The organism is Amycolatopsis alba DSM 44262 (assembly GCF_000384215.1).
GTDB classification, from domain to species: domain Bacteria; phylum Actinomycetota; class Actinomycetes; order Mycobacteriales; family Pseudonocardiaceae; genus Amycolatopsis; species Amycolatopsis alba.
Genome location: NZ_KB913032.1, coordinates 9,519,049 through 9,535,766, shown reverse-complemented (window position 1 = coordinate 9,535,766; position 16,718 = coordinate 9,519,049). Strand labels below are relative to the sequence as shown.

The following is a 16,718-nucleotide window of genomic DNA, read 5'->3' as shown; positions in this document are numbered from 1 at the left end:
GAGAACTGTCGTGCCTGAAGGAGAGACGCCGGGCCGCGAGGTCCCGGTCGCGGCCACGCGGTACGAGGCCTACAGCCACGAGGCGCTGGCCGCCGAAGTCGAGGCGGGCAACGACCCCGAGGCGGCGGGTGGCATCGGTGCCGCCTGGGACGCGCTCGCGCGGCGTATGCACGACGCGACGGCGGACCTGGCCGGGCTGGCCGGAAGTAGCGAAGAGAACTGGCGAGGAGAAGCGGGCGACGCGCTTCGCGGTGTGCTGTCCACGGCGTCCGGCTGGCTGACCTGGTCCGCCGATCTCTCGTCCGCTCTCGGACAGGCGGTCTCCGGGCAGGCCGAGGCCGCGGCGCGGGCTCGCGCGGACATGCCGCCGCCGGTGGACTACGACCCCGGCGCGATGATCCGCGACGCCGCCGCCGGCGGGAACCTCGCGCTTCTCGCCGCGCTCGCCGACGAGATGGAGGCCAAGCACGCGGAGGCCGAGGCGGCCCGCCGCAAGGCCGTCGACGTGATGAACACCCGCGACACGTCGCTGCGTTCGCTGACCCCGCAGGTCTCCTTCGGGAAGCCGCCCCGGCTGGGGCGGTCTTGATCCGCGTTTCCGCGTCGGCGTTCGATGTCCTCTGGTCCGACCTGGGGCACGCGGCCCCGCCGTGGCCGCTGTCCGTCCGCAGCGTCGGCGCCACGGAAGCGGAACGAACCGAGATCCGCGGCGCGGTCTACGAAAACCTCGCCGAACGAGGCCTCTATGACGGTGACCGGCTCGACGCCGCACTGGAAGCACGGCTCGACCTGCTCGCGCGGGCCGAGGTCTACGTCGAATGCGAGGCGCTGGCCGACATGACGGCCGAAGCCCCGTTCCGCGCGGTCGCGGCCGCGCGCGGACGGCACGGCGTGCTGGCCACCCAGCCCGAGCAGACCATCGCGCTTTCCGGGATCGGCGACGGCGAGGTGTTCGGCGCGATCGTCGACGTCCTGCCGGAGCTGCGGCCCGGCCCCGGCTACGGGATCAGCCTGCCCGCGGCGCGCTTCGGCGGTGACCTGGAGGATCCGGTGTTCGGCGACGGCGGACGGTCGTCGGCTTCGGACAGTCAGCTGCGCGAGGTGCTCGCCATCCAAGCGCGGCCCGTCTACAGCGCGGGCCAGTTCACCGTGCGGACCCGCGGCCGCGACGGCCGGGCGCACCGGGCGGGTGGCCTGACCTGGTTCGACACCGACGTCGGCGCGTACTGTGCGGCCCGGACCGAAGGCCGCGGCGGGCAGGCGTGGGTGAACGTGTCCCCAGTGGACGGTCCGCGACTGGCCGCGCGATTGGCTTCGCTGCTGGACCCGGACCGCTAGGTTGTCCGGAGCCTGGGGAGTCTTCGGAGACAGGCGCGAAAGCAGGAAAAGCGGCCTTCTCACGTTGTGGCTGATGTTCTCCTTCCAGTGGCTGGTCGGTTTCGAGCCATGGGGCACGCTCACCAGGACAGGTACCGCGCGGGTCGAGCAGTGCGGAAGGAGCGCGGTCCACATCTGGATGACGTACTCGTGCGAGGCGGAAGTCCAGTGGGACACCGTTTCCCCTGGTGAAGAGCAGGTCTCCAGGACGACCGTCACCTCGGTCTCCGCGTTGGCAGGCCGTGTGCCGGTCGAAGAGTTCAAGTACCGGAAGAAGAACAGTTCGCGGAGCGGACTCTCCGTGGTCCCGGTCGACCGGCCGTCGTGGCCGGTCGCGGGCGGCTGGTGGATCCTGCTCGTCTTCGTGAGCGTGATCCCCGGCCGGCTCGCCGGGTTCCGGGTCGGTGGTCGCCTCGGCCGGCTCCTGCCGGAACCGAAGGAGAAGCCCAAGGACTGGCGCGGCGTCAGCCGTCGCATCACCTCCGGTATGAACGGACGCCGCAGGCACAAGCGCTGAAGTGTCCGATTAGGACAGCGGGTTCCCTGGGTGAACCGATCGTCGCCGTCCGCGTTGGTCAGGCTCCTGAGTGAAGAGGACGATCAGAACCGTCATTACCACTCGCGAGGCTCGCTGGGAAGTCCCTTCTGGTACGGAATCCGTCGCGGGTGACACTCCACAATGCCCCCACCGCTGCCCCCACCGCGCACCACCGGATTCCCCACTTTCACCCCCACTCCGCCCCACGGCAGGGTTCCGGCTGCCGATATCCGGACGCATCAGGCATGGGTGAGGTTGCTTCGATACCCGCCCAGGGGGATCTTGGCCACCGTCCCCCACCACGCCCCCACCTGGCCCCACCTGGCTGACCAGCGGAAACGCCTGACACGACGGAGTGGTCGCGGCTTTTGACGCGTTGACTGTGGTGAAAAGTGGGGTACGGTGGTGCGCAGTGGGGCAGAAGGGAGCCCCGTGGCCGGCCTTGGTTGTTCGCAGCCAGGATCGGTAGGGAGGTGGAGCCGGTGTTCCTCGGCACCCACACCCCGAAACTGGATGACAAGGGGCGGCTCACGCTGCCCGCGAAGTACCGCGACGCGCTCGCCGGTGGGCTGATGATCACCAAGGGGCAGGATCACTGTCTCTTCGTCTTTCCACGGGCCGAGTTCGAGCAGATGGCGAGGAAGGTCGCCGACGCCCCGTTCACGAACGAGGCGGTCCGGGCCTATCAGCGTTATCTCTTCGCCGGTACGGACGAACAACGCCCGGACGGGCAAGGACGTATCGCGATCGCGTCCGAGCTCCGACGCTATGCCGGGCTGAACAAGGAGTGCGTGGTGATCGGGGCGATCACCAGGCTGGAGATCTGGGACGCCCAAGCGTGGCAGGGCTACCTGGACGAACACGAGGACAGCTACGCGAAGGCTCGAGAGGAAGTTCTGCCGGGCGTCTTCTAGACGTGGCCGAGGAAGCACCCACGCCGTCGGGGGGCGCGGGTTCACGCTTCGGACACGCCGGAAACCGCCCACACGGATGCCGTGAGGCCTCTGTCCGCTCAGTGGCCCTGGTACACCTTCCCCGGTACCAGGTCAGTAAGCGGGCGGACAGGGACCTGACGGCATCCGGCATCTTCCCCGGCACTACAGGAAAGGGGGGAAGACATGGCAGACGAACACGAGCACGTTCCGGTGCTGCTCAACCGCATCGTCGAACTGTTCTCGCCGGTCTTCTCCGACCGCGAGGCCGTGCTGGTCGACGCGACCGTCGGACTCGGCGGTCACTCGGACGCGCTGCTCACCGCGTTTCCCTCGTTGCGCCTCGTCGCGCTCGACCGCGACCCCAACGCGCTGGAACTCTCCGCGAAACGTCTTGCGCCGCACGGTGATCGCGTCGACTTCGTGCACGCCGTCTACGACGAGATGCCGTCCGCGCTGCAGGGCCTCGGACTGTCCAGAGTGGACGGGATCCTGTTCGACCTCGGCGTTTCCTCGATGCAGCTGGACCGGGCCGAGCGCGGTTTCGCCTACTCCAAGGACTCCCCGCTCGACATGAGGATGGACCCGACCACCGGGATCACCGCGGCCGACGTGCTCAACACCTACGGCCCCGGCGAGCTGATCCGGATCCTTCGTGACTACGGCGAGGAACGCTTCGCCCAGCGGATCGTCAAAGCCGTTGTGGCGGAACGTGAGAAGGAACCTTTCACGCGCAGCGGACGGCTGGTGGAACTGCTGTACGACGCGGTCCCCGCGGCGAGCAGGCGCACCGGCGGGCATCCGGCGAAGCGCACCTTCCAGGCGCTGCGGATCGAGGTCAACGGCGAACTGGAGGTGCTGCGGCGGGCGATGCCGCGGGCACTGTCCTCGCTCGCCGTCGGCGGCCGCATCGTCGTCGAGTCCTATCAGTCCCTCGAAGACAGGCTGGTCAAGCAGGCCTTCGCGGAACTGGCGAAATCCCGGACCCCGGAAGGGCTTCCGGTCGAACTGCCGGGCCACGGCCCGGAACTGAAACTGCTCACCAGAGGGGCCGAGAAGGCCGGCGAGGCGGAGACCGAACTGAACACGCGGGCCGCCTCCGTGCGGCTGCGAGCCGCCGAACGGATCGGAGACCGAGCACGATGACCGCTCCCGCGAAATCCCGCGGCCGCCGGACACCGGCGCCCGGACGGCGTGCCCGCGCGACCAGCACGGTCGAGGAAACGCCGGACGCCACCGAGACCAAGCCGTCCACTCGCGCCTCCCGCGGCCGGACGTCGGCGGCGGAACGCGCCTACGCCCGCCGCGCCCAGCGCGCCGATCTGCTGCAGCGCGACCAGCGACGCAACCGTCCCGACGCCGAAGGCGGCACGGGCAAGGAAGAGCCGAAGAAGAAGTTCAAGCTGCGTTGGCCGCGCTCGCGCGCGTCGTTCGTGCTGATGATGATGGGCATGCTCGCCGTCGGCGTGGCGTGCACGCTGTGGCTGACCACTCAGGCCATCGCCGACTCCTACCGGCTCGAACAGCTCCGCACTACCAACGCAGGGCTCGCCGAGTCGAAGGAACGGCTGCAGCGCGAGGTCGCGAAGGCCGAGTCGCCCGCTTCCCTGGCGCCCAAGGCCAGGGAGCTGGGCATGGTGCCCGGCGGCGACCCCGCGCACATCGTGGTCGGCACGGAAGGGCAGTCCACTGTGGTCGGTGAGCCGAAGAAGGCCACCGGGGACACGCCCGCCCCCCAGACCGCGGCACCGCCGCCCGCCGAGGGCACCCAGCAGGGTGCGCCGATCGAAGGTGACCAGCCCGCCGTGCCGCAGGAGAACGCGCCGCCCCCGGCGCAGGGAGGCCAGTGATGTCACCCGTCCGTCCGGCGCAGCCCAGGGCCCGGTCGGCGGGGAGCGCGCGGCGGACCTACGCCGCCGGGACCCGTCGTGCCACCGCCCGGCGAGGCAACGGAGGGAACCGGAGCCGGTTCACCGGTGTCCGGATCCTGCTGATCGTCGTGATGGTGCTCGCCGGCCTCAAACTGGTGCAGGTGCAGTGGTTCGAGGCCGGTGCGCTGTCCGAGGCCGCGGAACGGCAGCGCACGTCGGTGATCGAAAGTCCCGCGCAGCGCGGGTCCATCATGGACCGCAACGGGACGAAGATCGCCTTCAGTGTCGAAGTGCGGACCCTCGCGGTGAGCCTGAACTGGCTCCACAAGACGTGGGACGAATTCGCCGTCAAGAACCCGACCAAGGGCAAGAACTTCGAAACCGAGGTGGCGGGGGCGGCGAAGCTGATCGCGGCGAAGCTGCCGGGAGTGATCACCGAGCAGGAGCTGCTGGAGAAGTTCCACAAGCCGGACGGGTTCACCTACCTTGTCCACGACATCGAACCGTCGGTCGCCGACGCGATCGTCAAGCAGTACCCGTGGATCACCGTCGAGAAGCGCTCGAAGCGGGAGTACCCCGGCGACTCGGTGGGCGCGAACATCATCGGTTACGCGAACTGGCGCACCGACGACAAGGACCTCTCCAAGCACAACCTGCACGGTGGCTACGGGCTGGAGGCTTCGCGGGACTACGATCTCGCCGGAACGCCGGGCCGCAAGATCGTCAACACCCGGAACGGCAACGACAACCTCGTCATCCCCGGTACCGAGCGGGACATCCAGAACGCCGTCCCCGGTTCGGACCTGCAGCTGACGATCGACACCGATCTGCAGTACGAACTGCAGCGGCAGCTGAGCGAGTACGTCGTCAAGTCGAAGGCCAAGGGCGGCCAGGCCGTCATCATGGACTCGAAGACCGGCGAAGTCTACGCGCTGGCCAACGACAAGACGGTCAATCTCAACGACCCGGCTTCGCGCAGTGAGACGGAGAACCTCAACAACCGCGCGGTGAGCACGCCGTTCGAACCCGGTTCGGTGAACAAGGTCGTCACCGCCGCGGGCGCGATCGACGAAGGCATCACCACACCGGAGTCGGTACAGGCGGTGCCGGGTTCGCTGCAGGTCGCGGACAAGATCGTCAAGGACGCCTGGCATCACGGCACGCAGCAGTTCACCACCACCGGCATCTTCGCGAAGTCGTCGAACGTCGGGACCCTGTTGCTGGCGCAGAAGATCGGCGAGGACAGGTACGCGGACCTGCTCAAGAAATTCGGTCTCGGCCAGCGCACCGGGCTCGGCCTCCCCGGCGAGAGCCCTGGCGTCGTGCCGCCGCGGAATCAGTGGTACGCCACGACCTTCGGCAACCTGCCGATCGGGCAGGGGCTTTCGATGACCGTCGTGCAGATGGCCGGGATGTACCAGGCCATCGCGAACGACGGGCTGCGCGTGGAACCGCGGGTGGTCAAGGCGAAGGTCAACCCGGACGGGACCGTCGTCCCCGAACCGGCGCCGAAGACCGTGCAGGTCATCAGCCCGCAGGCGGCGAAGACCGTGCGCGACATGATGCGCGCGGTGACGCAGAGCGGCCGCGGGCAGCAGAGCGGCACCGGGCCGAAGGCGGCGCTGGAGGGCTACCAGGTCTCGGGCAAGACGGGCACCGGCCAGCAGGTCGACCCCCAGACGAAGAAGTACAGCAGCCAGCTGTACAACATCACCTTCGCCGGGATCCTGCCCGCCGACAACCCGCGTTTCGTGGTCGGCATCCGGCTCGACGCGCCGGACACCTCGCTGCCTGGCGGGGGCTCGTCCGCGCCGCTGTTCCACTCGGTGGCCGCCTACCTGGCGCAGCGGTTCCAGATCCCGCTCTCGAACGGCCCGTCACCCCAGGTGCCGCTGGTACTTTCCTGACGTAACACGCGTGCTTGGACACGGAACTCGCGTGCTTGGAGCCGGAACTCGCTCATCCGTCCCGAGACACGCGAGTTCCGGCTCCAGACACACGAGATACGGCTCCGAGCACGAGAGATACGGCTTCGGTCACCCAGGCTGAGCGGCCCGGCACCCGCGTTGCGAAAGCCACTTTCGCAACCTTCAACGTTGCGAAAGTGGCTTTCGCGTCATCCACGACCGGCACGGCGTCACAGCTGCGTGGCCGTCGCTGTGCGTGAACGGTTCCCTGCGCGGGCACCGTCCAGAAGACCGGGCGCGCCCGCACCCGCAGTCCTCAAGCGACAGTCGGAAGTCCTTGCGTGCCAAGGAGAGCTCACGAAACCCATTACCACGAGCATGATCGGCGCGCTTACACCCCGCACCGCTTCAGTCACCCGAATGCCGCGCCGGTAACCTCCTTGGCTGTGTCGGTGCCTACTTCAGATCCCCGCAGCGGTCCCGCCGTCGAAAGCGGGTCCGGCGCGACGGCTGCCCAGGTCCCGGACAGCCCGGTCAAGGCCGTCGCCGCGCCCCCTCGTCCGGCCAGGATCGAGCCGATGCCGCTGGGCACGCTGCTCGCCAGGGCGGGCGCCCGGCTCGTCGTCGGTGACGACGACTACACGGCCGCGGCCGAGCTGACGGTCACGGGCAGCACGCTGCGCGCGCAGCACGTCCTGCCCGGTGACCTCTTCGCCGCGCTTCCCGGCGCCCGCGCCCACGGCGCGGACTTCAGCGATCAGGCCATCGCCGCCGGCGCGGCCGCCGTGCTCACCGACGAGGCGGGCGCCGAGCGGCCGGTGCTCCGCGACGCCGGTGTGCCGATCCTGGTGCACCCGGACCCGCGTGCCGCCCTCGGCGAGATCGCCGCCTGGATCTACGGCGAGCCGTCGCTGGAGCTGTCCGTACTGGGGATCACCGGGACGTCCGGCAAGACCACGACGTCGTACCTGGTCGACGCCGGGCTCAAGGCGGCCGGGCTCACCACCGGGCTGATCGGCACGGTCGAGACCCGGATCGCGGGTGAGCGGCTGGCCAGCGGGTTCACCACCCCCGAGGCGCCGGATCTGCAGGCGCTCCTGGCGGTGATGGTGGAACGCGGGGTCACGCACGTCCCGATGGAGGTCTCCAGCCACGCGCTGTCGCTGGGCCGGGTCAACGGCACGCGCTTCGCGGTCGGGGCCTTCACCAACCTCTCCCAGGACCACCTCGATTTCCACAAGGACATGGAGGAGTACTTCGCCGCCAAGTCGCTGCTGTTCGACGGCCGTTCCACCGCCGAGGTGATCGTCGTCGACAGCGCCTGGGGCCAGGCCCTCCTCACCCCGCACACGGTGACCGTCTCCACCGAACCGGGGACGGACGCGCTGTGGCGCGCCACCGACCTGACCCCCACCCCGGCGGGGGAGCAGACCTTCACCCTCCACGGCCCCGACGGTCTCGCCGCGTCGGCGAAGATCCCGCTGCCGGGTGAGTTCAACGTGGCGAACGCCGTGCTCGCGGCCGCGATCCTCAACACCGCCGGTGTCCCGCTCGAAGCCATCGTCGCCGGGCTCGCCTCGGTCGAGGTCCCCGGCCGGATGGAGCGGGTCTACCTCGGCCAGCCGTTCACCGCGGTGGTCGACTACGCGCACAAACCGGCCGCGGTCGCGCAGGGCCTCGACGCGCTGCGTGCCCGCACCGAGGGCCGGATCATCACCGTCCTCGGCTGCGGCGGCGACCGCGACACCGCCAAGCGCCCGGTGATGGGCGAGGCGGCGGTCCGGCGCAGCGAGGTGCTGATCGTGACCGACGACAACCCGCGGTCGGAGGATCCGGCCGCGATCCGGGCGGCCATGCTGGCCGGCGCCCGCAACGCAGGACCCGCCCTGGGTGGCGAGATCCTCGAGATCGCCGACCGCCGCGAAGCCATCGTCCACGCGGTCGAGCTCGCCCGGCCCGGCGACATCGTGCTCATCGCGGGCAAGGGCCACGAGACCGGTCAGGAGATCCAGGGTGTCGTGCACCCGTTCTCCGACCGGGACGAGCTGGCTTCCGCCATCCGCAGACGTCTGGAGACAGTGTGATCGTGCTCAGCCTGGCCGAGATCGCCGCCATCGTCGGCGGCAGGCTGCATCGGACCGACGGGACCGCCGAGGTCACCGGAAGCGTCGAATTCGACACCCGCGAGATCACGCCGGGCGGCCTGTTCATCGCGCTGCCCGGCGCGAAGGTCGACGGCCATGACTTCGCCGCGCAGGCCGTCGAATCCGGCGCCGTCGCCGTGCTCGCGGCGCGTGAGGTCGACGCCCCGGCCGTGATCGTGCCGCCGCTCGACGCCGGCGTCGCCCACGACCGGGCGTTCGCGCTGGTCTCGGACAAGGACGGGGCGGGCGCCGCGGTGCTCGCCGCGCTGGCCAAACTCGCCAGGCACGTGATCCGGAAGCTCTCCGGTGACCACCTGACCGTCGTCGGTGTCACCGGTTCGGCCGGCAAGACCTCGACCAAGGACATCATCGCCCAGCTGCTGGAGCCCCTCGGCCCGACGGTGGCGCCGCCGGGATCGTTCAACAACGAGCTGGGCCACCCCTGGACGGCGCTGCGGGCCGACGACTCGACCCGGCAGCTGGTGCTGGAGCTGTCCGCCCGCGGGCCCGGTCACATCGCCGAGCTGGCGGCCATCGCACCGCCGCGGATCGGGGTCGTGCTCAACGTCGGCACCGCGCACGTCGGCGAGTTCGGCTCCCGCGAGGGCATCGCGAAGGGCAAGGGCGAGCTGGTCGAGGCGCTGCCGAGCGCGGAGGACGGCGGTGTCGCGGTCCTGAACCTCGACGACCCGTACGTCGCGGGGATGGCGAGCCGGACCAGCGCGCGCGTGGTGTTCGTCGGCGAGAGCGCGTCCGCGCAGGTCCGCGCCGTGGACATCACCCTCGACGACGAAGCGCGCGCGTCGTTCCGCCTGGTCACCCCGGACGGCGAGGCGCCGGTGAAGCTGCCGCTCTACGGCGAGCACCAGGTCGCCAACGCGCTCAGCGCCGCCGCCGTCGCACTGGAGATGGGTTCGACGACCGAGGAGGTCGCGGCCCGCCTGTCGAGCCTCGAACGGCGTTCGGACCGCCGTATGGAGGTCACCACCCGCGCCGACGGCGTCACGGTGCTCAACGACTCGTTCAACGCCAGCCCCGAGTCGATGCGGGCCGCCCTCAAGGCGCTCGCGTCGATGAGCGCGACGCGCCGGTCCTGGGCCGTGCTCGGCGTGATGGGCGACCTCGGCGAGGACTCGGTCGCGGCGCACGACGGCATCGGCAGGCTCGTCGTCCGGCTCAACATCGACAAGCTCGTGGTCATCGGCCAGGCCGCCGCGGCCACGCATCAGGGCGCGCAGCAGGAGGGTTCCTGGGGCGAGGAGTCGGTACTGGTACCCGACGTCGAGGCCGCCATCGCCCTGCTGCATGATCAGCTCCGCGCGGGAGACGTGGTGCTGGTGAAAGCGTCCAAGGCCGCCGCACTGTGGCGAGTGGCCGACGCCGTGCTCGCCTCCCCCGAAACGAACGCTGAATCCCCTGTAGTACCCCCTTCCCCCTCTCAAGAACGCTCGAACGGTGGTGACGCGTGATCAGCATCCTGATCGCGGCCGCGGCGGGCCTGCTGGTCTCCATCCTCCTCACTCCCTATCTGATCCGGGTCTTCTCCCGGCAGGGCTTCGGCCAGGAGATCCGGGAGGAAGGACCGCAGGGACACAAATCCAAACGCGGTACCCCGACGATGGGTGGTGTCGCGATCATCGTCGCGATGGTCGTCGGGTATTTCGTGGCGCATCTGATCAGCGCGCTCAGCGGCGGCAACGGCACCGGCGGCCCGTCCGCTTCGGGCCTGCTCGTCCTCGCGCTGGCCGTCGGCCTCGGGATCGTCGGTTTCCTCGACGACTTCATCAAGATCCGCAAGCAGCGCAACCTCGGGCTGAACAAGACCGCGAAACTGGTCGGCCAGCTGGTGGTCACGATCGCCTTCGCGATCCTGGCGCTGCAGTTCGCCGACGGGCGCGGGCTGACCCCGGCGTCGGAGAGCCTGTCCTACGTGCGGGACCTCGCGCTGATCACCTTCCCGTCGGTGTTCTTCGTGATCTTCTGCTACATCGTCATCTCGGGCTGGTCGAACGCGGTGAACTTCACCGACGGCCTCGACGGTCTCGCCGGCGGCACCGCGGCGATGGTCCTGGCGACCTACGTCGTCATCGCCTTCTGGCAGACCCGCCTCTCGTGCGCGGTCTCCCCGCAGACCGCCTGCTACGACGTCCGTGACCCGCTGGATCTGGCCGTGGTGGCCGCGGCGGCGACCGGCGCCTGTGTCGGGTTCCTCTGGTGGAACGCGGCCCCGGCGAAGATCTTCATGGGTGACACCGGCTCGCTGGCCCTCGGCGGTCTCGTCGCCGGACTGTCGATGACCACCCGCACCGAACTGCTCGCCATCGTCATCGGCGGTCTGTTCATGGTCGAGATGATCTCGGTGGTCGCGCAGATCGCCGTGTTCCGCACGACCAGGCGGCGGCTGTTCCGGATGGCGCCGTTCCATCACCACTTCGAACTCGCGGGCTGGGCGGAGACCACGGTCATCATCCGGTTCTGGCTGCTGTCGGCCATCTGCTGCATGTTCGGCCTCGGCCTGTTCTACAGCGAACAGCTCAGCTTCGGGGGATAGCACATGGAGCTCGCCGGGCGTCACGTCCTCGTCGCCGGAGCCGGGGTCACCGGCAAGTCCATCGTCCCCGTCCTGGCCGACCTCGGCGCGCGGATCACCGTCACCGACGGCAACGCCGAACGGCTGGCGGAACTCGAAGGGCTCGGCGCGGAACTCGTGCCGGGCCTGACGGAACCGGCCGAAGGGGTCGAGCTGGTAGTGACCAGCCCCGGCTGGAAGCCGACCTCGCCGCTGCTGGTGGCGGCGGCCGAGGCGGGTATCGAGGTGATCGGCGACGTCGAGCTGGCGTGGCGTGTCGGGCAGCTGCGCGACAAGCCGCCGGTGTGGCTCGCGATCACCGGCACCAACGGCAAGACCACCACGGTCGGGATGCTGGAGTCGATCCTGCGTTCCGCCGGCGTCGACGCCGTGGCCTGCGGGAACGTCGGTTTCGCGGTACTCGACGCGGTACGGGCCGGGCACGAGGTGCTCGCCGTGGAGCTGTCGAGCTTCCAGCTGCACTGGTCGTCCACGCTGGCCCCGCACGCGTCGGTGGTGCTGAACCTCGCCGAGGACCACCTCGACTGGCACGGCTCGATGGCGGAGTACGCGGCGGCGAAGGGGAAGGTCCACACCCGCTCCCGGACCGTCGTGCACAACATCGGCGAGGAATGGTCCGTCCGGCTCGCCGACGAACACGCGCCAGCCGACGCCCGCCGCGTCGCCTTCGGCATGGACACCCCGCGCCCCGGTGAACTCGGGATCGTGGAGGACCTGCTGGTCGACCGAGCCTTCGTCGCCGACCCGGCGACCACCGCCGACGAACTCGGCACACTGGCCGACGTCCGGCCCGCCGGTCCGCACAACGTCGCCAACGCGCTCGCCGCGGCCGCGCTGGCCCGCGCGTACGGCGTCAACGGCGAGGACGTCGCCAAGGGCCTGCGCGAGTACCGGCCCGCCCCGCACCGGGCCGAGGAGATCGGCGAGATCGACGGCGTCCGGTACATCAACGACTCCAAGGCGACCAACCCGCACGCGGCGAGCGGCTCGCTGCGCGCGCATCTGGACGTCGTCTGGATCGCCGGTGGCCAGCTCAAGGGCGCGTCCGTGGACGAACTCGTCGGCTCGATCGCCGGGAGACTGCGCGGAGTCGTCCTGTTCGGCGTGGATTCACCCGTGATCGCCGCCGCTGTTGCGCGACACGCGCCGGATGTCCCGGTCAACAGCCTCCCTTCGGGTGACGATGACACCATGACTGCGGCGGTGAAGGCGGCCCGCGCCCTGGCGCGCCCTGGAGATGTGGTGCTGCTGGCCCCCGCCGCGGCGTCGTTGGACATGTACCGCTCCTACGGCGAGCGCGGCGACGCGTTCGCGCGTGCGGTCCGTGTCCTGCGCGACGGTGCGGGGGAGACCAGTGACGGCGGTTGAGGAAAAGAAGCGCGAGGCCGCGCCGCGTAAACGACGCGAGCGCAAGGAAAGCCCGTTCGTCGCCTTTCGCACCGCGCTGACGGCGTGGCTTTCGCGGCCACTCGCCTCGTTCCATCTGGTGCTGGCGCTCACCGGCGTGCTGACCGTGATCGGCGCCGTGATGGTGCTGTCGGCTTCGTCGGTCGCTTCGTACAACCCGAAGACCGGCACCGGCGTGTACGCCCAGTTCAGCAAGCACATCATGTTCGTCGCGATCGGCGCGGTGGTGTTCTGGATCGGGCTGAGGGTCCCGCTGGAACGCGTCCGGCGGCTGTCGGCGACGGCGACCGTGGTCTGCCTCGGGCTGCTCGTGCTGGTGCTGACCCCGCTCGGCTCCGAGTTCAACGGCTCGCAGGGCTGGTTCCGGCTCGGCGGGTTCGCCTTCCAGCCGGTCGAGGCGGCCAAGGTGGCGCTGGCCTTCTGGGGCGCGCACATCCTGGTGATCAAGTACAACATCATCAACCAGTGGCGGCATCTGCTCGTCCCGGTCGTGCCGATCGCGCTGCTGATGTTCGCGCTGGTCATGATGCAGCCCGACCTCGGCGGCACGATCACCCTCGCGGTGGTGCTGCTGGCCCTGCTGTGGTTCGCGGGCGCGCCGAAACGGCTGTTCGGCGTCATCCTCGCGGGTGGTCTCGTCGGTGTGCTGGTACTGGCCATCATCGCCCCGTACCGGCTGGCGCGGGTCATGTCGTTCGTCTCCGACGCCCCGGACACCAGCGCGGACGGCTTCCAGGCCAACCAGGCGAAACTCGCGCTCGCCGACGGCGGTTTCCTCGGCAAGGGCCTCGGCCAGGGCCAGTCCAACTGGGGCTACCTGCCCAACGTGCAGAACGACTTCATCTTCGCCCTGATCGGCGAGGAACTCGGCTTCGTCGGCTGTGTCGTGGTGCTGGGGCTGTTCGCCGGGGTCGCCGTCGTGGGCCTGCGGATCGCGACCAGGAACCTCGACCCGTGGATCCGCATCGTGGCGGGCACGCTGACCGTCTTCCTGGTCGCGCAGGCGGGGATCAACATCGGCTACGTCGTCGGCCTGCTGCCGGTCACCGGGGTCACGCTGCCGCTGATCTCCTACGGCGGCACGTCGCTGGTGATCACCATGCTCATCATGGGGATCCTCGCCAACGCCGCCCGGCACGAACCGGAGGCGGTGGCCGCACTGCGCTCGCAGGGGCCAGGTAAATTCGGACGCCTGCTGAGGCTTCCCGCGCCCGAGCCGTACCGCCCGCCCGCCAAGCGGAAGGGCACCGCGGCCCGAGGTGGCGCCGCCAAGGCGGCGAGGCCCGCGCCGAGGACGGCGAGGCCTTCGCCCGCCCAGGAACGGCGCCGGTCGGTACGGGAACCCGGCAGGAGGACGGCCGCGCGAACCGCGGTGAACCGCGGTACCGCGAAACGGGGTACCGCAAACCGGAGAGGTCATAGGTGAACAACCCCGTCAGAGGTGGCGCCGGAGCCGAGGTCGAAGGCAAGGCGCCGGTGGTCGTGGTCGCCGGCGGCGGTACCGCAGGGCACATCGAACCGGCACTCGCCCTCGCCGACGCGGTGATGCGCCTGCGTCCCGACGCGAAGGTGATCGCGCTGGGCACCGCGCGCGGGCTGGAGAACAAGCTCGTCCCGGCGCGCGGCTACCCGCTCGAGCTGATCCCCCCGGTCCCGATGCCGCGCAAGCCGACACCCGAACTGCTGAAGATGCCGCTCAAGGTCCGGGACTCGGTCAAGCGCACCCGCGAGATCCTGGAGCGCGTCGGCGCGGACGTCGTCGTCGGCTTCGGTGGTTACGTCGCGCTTCCCGCGTACCTCGCCGCGCGCGGGCGTACGCCGATCGTCGTGCACGAGGCCAACGAGAAGCCGGGCTTGGCGAACAAGGTCGGCGCGCGGTTCGCCGTCCGTGTCGCCGTCGCCGTCCCTGGAACGCCACTGGCGAAGGCCGAGGTCGTCGGCATCCCGCTGCGCCGTTCCATCACCTCGCTCGACAGGGCCGCGCTGCGCGCCGAGGCCCGTGAGTTCTTCGGCCTCGACCCCGACGCCCCGACACTGCTGGTCTTCGGCGGTTCGCAGGGCGCGGTGTCGATCAACGGCGCGGTCTCCGGCGCGGCCAAGGAGTTCGCGGACGCCGGTGTCGGTGTCCTGCACGCCCACGGGCCGAAGAACACGCTGGTCGTCCAGGAATTCCCCGGCAAGCCCGCGTATGTCCCGGTGCCGTACCTGGAGCGCATGGACCTGGCCTACGCCGCCGCCGACGCGGTGCTGTGCCGGTCCGGCGCGATGACCGTCGCGGAGGTCTCCGCCGTCGGCCTGCCCGCGGTGTTCGTCCCGCTGCCGTACGGCAACGGCGAACAGGCGGTCAACGCCCGCCCCGCGGTCGACGCGGGCGCCGGGCTGATGGTCGCCGACGCCGACCTCACCCCCGCCAAGGTCGCGGAACTGGTGATCCCGCTGGTGTCCGACGCCGGCCGGATCACGAAGATGAGCGCGGCCGCCGTCGGCCTCGGCCACCGCGAGGCCGACGAGACCCTTGCCAAGATCGTGCTGGAGGCCGCAGGTGCCTGACCAACTCCCCGACACGCTCACGCGTGCCCACCTGATCGGGATCGGCGGCGCCGGGATGAGCGGTATCGCCCGGATCCTGCTGGCCCGCGGGGCCAAGGTCTCCGGTTCTGACGCCAAGGAGTCGCGCGCTTTCCTTTCGCTGCGTGCCCAGGGCGCCGAGATCGCCGTCGGCCAGAGCGCCGAGAACCTCGACGCGTTCCCCGAGGGCCCGTCCTCGGTGATCGTGTCGACCGCCATCAAGGACGACAACCCGGAACTGGTGGCCGCGCGGGACCGCGGGATCACCGTGCTGCACCGCGCGCAGGCGCTGGCCGGGCTGATGGAAGGCCACCGCGTCGCCTGCATTGCCGGGACGCACGGCAAGACGTCGACGACGTCGATGCTGACCGTCGCGCTGCAGCATTGCCACCTCGACCCGTCGTTCGCCATCGGCGGCGACCTCAACGAGTCGGGCGCGAACGCGCACCACGGCGAGGGCGGTGTCTTCGTCGCCGAGGCCGACGAGAGCGACGGGTCGTTCCTGGCCTACTCGCCGTCGGTCGCCGTGGTGACGAACGTCGAGCCGGACCACCTGGACCACCACGGCACGGCCGAGGCGTACGTCTCGGTGTTCACCGACTTCCTCGGCCGGATCGAACCGGGCGGGCTGCTCGTCGTCTGCGGTGACGACGAAGGCGCCGACGCGCTGGGCACGCAGGCTTCGGCGCAGGGCATCCGCGTCCGCCGCTACGGGCGTTCGGTCACCGGTGCCGACGACGCCAAGGTCCTGGACTTCGTGCCCGCACCGGACGGTGGCGTTGTCCGGATCTCCTTGCAGGGCGAGGAAATCGTCCTCCGGGTCGCGGTGCCGGGCGAACACATGGCGCTGAACGCGATCGCCGCCCTGCTGGCCGGGATCGAACTCGGCGCGCCGGTCGACGGGCTCGCCGACGGGCTCGCCGCGTTCGGCGGTGTCCGGCGGCGGTTCGAGTTCAAGGGCCGCTCGGGCGACGTCCGGGTGTACGACGACTACGCGCACCACCCGACCGAGGTCGACGCGCAGCTGCGCGCGGTGCGGACGGCCGCCGGCACGGGCCGGGTCGTCGTGGTCTTCCAGCCGCATCTGTACTCGCGCACGAAGACGTTCTCGAACGAGTTCGCGGCCGCGCTGTCGCTGGCCGACGAGGTCGTCGTGCTGGATGTCTTCGGGGCCCGCGAGAAGCCGGAACCCGGCGTGAGCGGCGCGCTCATCGCCGACCGGATCTCCGGGGTCCCCGTGCACTACCAGCCCGCGTTCGACGTCGCGGCGAAACTCGCGGCGGACCTGGTCAAGCCCGGCGACCTGCTGGTGACCATGGGCGCGGGCGACGTCACGCAGCTCGGCCCGGAGATCCTGGCCGAACTGGACCGGCGGGCGGGCTAG

14 protein-coding genes are annotated in these 16,718 nt (G+C 70.3%); all 14 read left to right on the top strand.

Annotated features, from left to right (window positions below):
• Positions 1–10: 10 nt before the first annotated feature.
• Positions 11–589, top strand: coding sequence for a hypothetical protein (locus AMYAL_RS0143990; RefSeq protein WP_020637689.1), 579 nt, complete (start codon positions 11–13; stop codon positions 587–589).
• The gene (locus AMYAL_RS0143985; RefSeq protein ID WP_020637688.1) at positions 586–1,338 is read left to right on the top strand and encodes an ESX secretion-associated protein EspG; all 753 of its coding nucleotides are present in this window, start codon (positions 586–588) and stop codon (positions 1,336–1,338) included. The genes AMYAL_RS0143990 and AMYAL_RS0143985 overlap by 4 nt, the downstream gene beginning before the upstream one ends.
• Positions 1,339–1,411: 73 nt before the next feature.
• The gene (locus AMYAL_RS0143980; RefSeq protein WP_020637687.1) at positions 1,412–1,894 is read left to right on the top strand and encodes a hypothetical protein; all 483 of its coding nucleotides are present in this window, start codon (positions 1,412–1,414) and stop codon (positions 1,892–1,894) included.
• 503 nt (positions 1,895–2,397) lie between these two features.
• The gene (gene mraZ, locus AMYAL_RS0143975; RefSeq protein ID WP_026467959.1) at positions 2,398–2,829 is read left to right on the top strand and encodes a division/cell wall cluster transcriptional repressor MraZ; all 432 of its coding nucleotides are present in this window, start codon (positions 2,398–2,400) and stop codon (positions 2,827–2,829) included.
• Positions 2,830–3,033: 204 nt separating this feature from the next.
• Positions 3,034–3,993: a 16S rRNA (cytosine(1402)-N(4))-methyltransferase RsmH gene (gene rsmH / locus AMYAL_RS0143970; RefSeq protein ID WP_020637685.1), complete on the top strand. Its 960-nt coding sequence runs from the start codon at positions 3,034–3,036 to the stop codon at positions 3,991–3,993.
• Positions 3,990–4,697 carry a cell division protein FtsL gene (ftsL, locus tag AMYAL_RS0143965; RefSeq protein ID WP_020637684.1) on the top strand — a complete coding sequence of 236 codons (708 nt, stop codon included), beginning with the start codon at positions 3,990–3,992 and terminating at the stop codon, positions 4,695–4,697. The genes rsmH and ftsL overlap by 4 nt, the downstream gene beginning before the upstream one ends.
• Entirely contained in the window at positions 4,697–6,625 is a 1,929-nt protein-coding gene (locus tag AMYAL_RS0143960) for a peptidoglycan D,D-transpeptidase FtsI family protein (protein WP_020637683.1), read from the top strand. The genes ftsL and AMYAL_RS0143960 overlap by 1 nt, the downstream gene beginning before the upstream one ends.
• A 578-nt stretch (positions 6,626–7,203) precedes the next feature.
• Positions 7,204–8,709, top strand: coding sequence for a UDP-N-acetylmuramoyl-L-alanyl-D-glutamate--2,6-diaminopimelate ligase (locus tag AMYAL_RS0143955; RefSeq protein ID WP_020637682.1), 1,506 nt, complete (start codon positions 7,204–7,206; stop codon positions 8,707–8,709).
• Positions 8,706–10,238 carry a UDP-N-acetylmuramoyl-tripeptide--D-alanyl-D-alanine ligase gene (locus tag AMYAL_RS0143950; protein ID WP_020637681.1) on the top strand — a complete coding sequence of 511 codons (1,533 nt, stop codon included), beginning with the start codon at positions 8,706–8,708 and terminating at the stop codon, positions 10,236–10,238. Before AMYAL_RS0143955 ends, AMYAL_RS0143950 begins: the two co-directional genes overlap by 4 nt.
• The gene (mraY, locus tag AMYAL_RS0143945) at positions 10,235–11,320 is read left to right on the top strand and encodes a phospho-N-acetylmuramoyl-pentapeptide-transferase (RefSeq protein ID WP_005156455.1); all 1,086 of its coding nucleotides are present in this window, start codon (positions 10,235–10,237) and stop codon (positions 11,318–11,320) included. Before AMYAL_RS0143950 ends, mraY begins: the two co-directional genes overlap by 4 nt.
• A gap of 3 nt (positions 11,321–11,323) precedes the next feature.
• The gene (gene murD / locus AMYAL_RS0143940) at positions 11,324–12,727 is read left to right on the top strand and encodes a UDP-N-acetylmuramoyl-L-alanine--D-glutamate ligase (protein ID WP_020637680.1); all 1,404 of its coding nucleotides are present in this window, start codon (positions 11,324–11,326) and stop codon (positions 12,725–12,727) included.
• Entirely contained in the window at positions 12,714–14,192 is a 1,479-nt protein-coding gene (gene ftsW / locus AMYAL_RS0143935) for a putative lipid II flippase FtsW (protein WP_020637679.1), read from the top strand. The genes murD and ftsW overlap by 14 nt, the downstream gene beginning before the upstream one ends.
• Complete coding sequence (gene murG / locus AMYAL_RS0143930; protein ID WP_020637678.1) at positions 14,189–15,316, top strand: undecaprenyldiphospho-muramoylpentapeptide beta-N-acetylglucosaminyltransferase; 1,128 nt, start codon at positions 14,189–14,191, stop codon at positions 15,314–15,316. Before ftsW ends, murG begins: the two co-directional genes overlap by 4 nt.
• Positions 15,309–16,718, top strand: a complete 1,410-nt coding sequence (murC, locus tag AMYAL_RS0143925) for a UDP-N-acetylmuramate--L-alanine ligase (RefSeq protein ID WP_020637677.1) — start codon at positions 15,309–15,311, stop codon at positions 16,716–16,718. Before murG ends, murC begins: the two co-directional genes overlap by 8 nt.

Coding starts and splice junctions, on each gene's coding strand:
- AMYAL_RS0143980 (WP_020637687.1), top strand. CDS start 1,412: ATGTTCTCCTTCCAGTGGCTGGTCGGTTTCGAGCCATGGGGCACGCTC.
- rsmH (WP_020637685.1), top strand. CDS start 3,034: ATGGCAGACGAACACGAGCACGTTCCGGTGCTGCTCAACCGCATCGTC.
- ftsL (WP_020637684.1), top strand. CDS start 3,990: ATGACCGCTCCCGCGAAATCCCGCGGCCGCCGGACACCGGCGCCCGGA.
- AMYAL_RS0143960 (WP_020637683.1), top strand. CDS start 4,697: ATGTCACCCGTCCGTCCGGCGCAGCCCAGGGCCCGGTCGGCGGGGAGC.
- AMYAL_RS0143955 (WP_020637682.1), top strand. CDS start 7,204: ATGCCGCTGGGCACGCTGCTCGCCAGGGCGGGCGCCCGGCTCGTCGTC.
- murD (WP_020637680.1), top strand. CDS start 11,324: ATGGAGCTCGCCGGGCGTCACGTCCTCGTCGCCGGAGCCGGGGTCACC.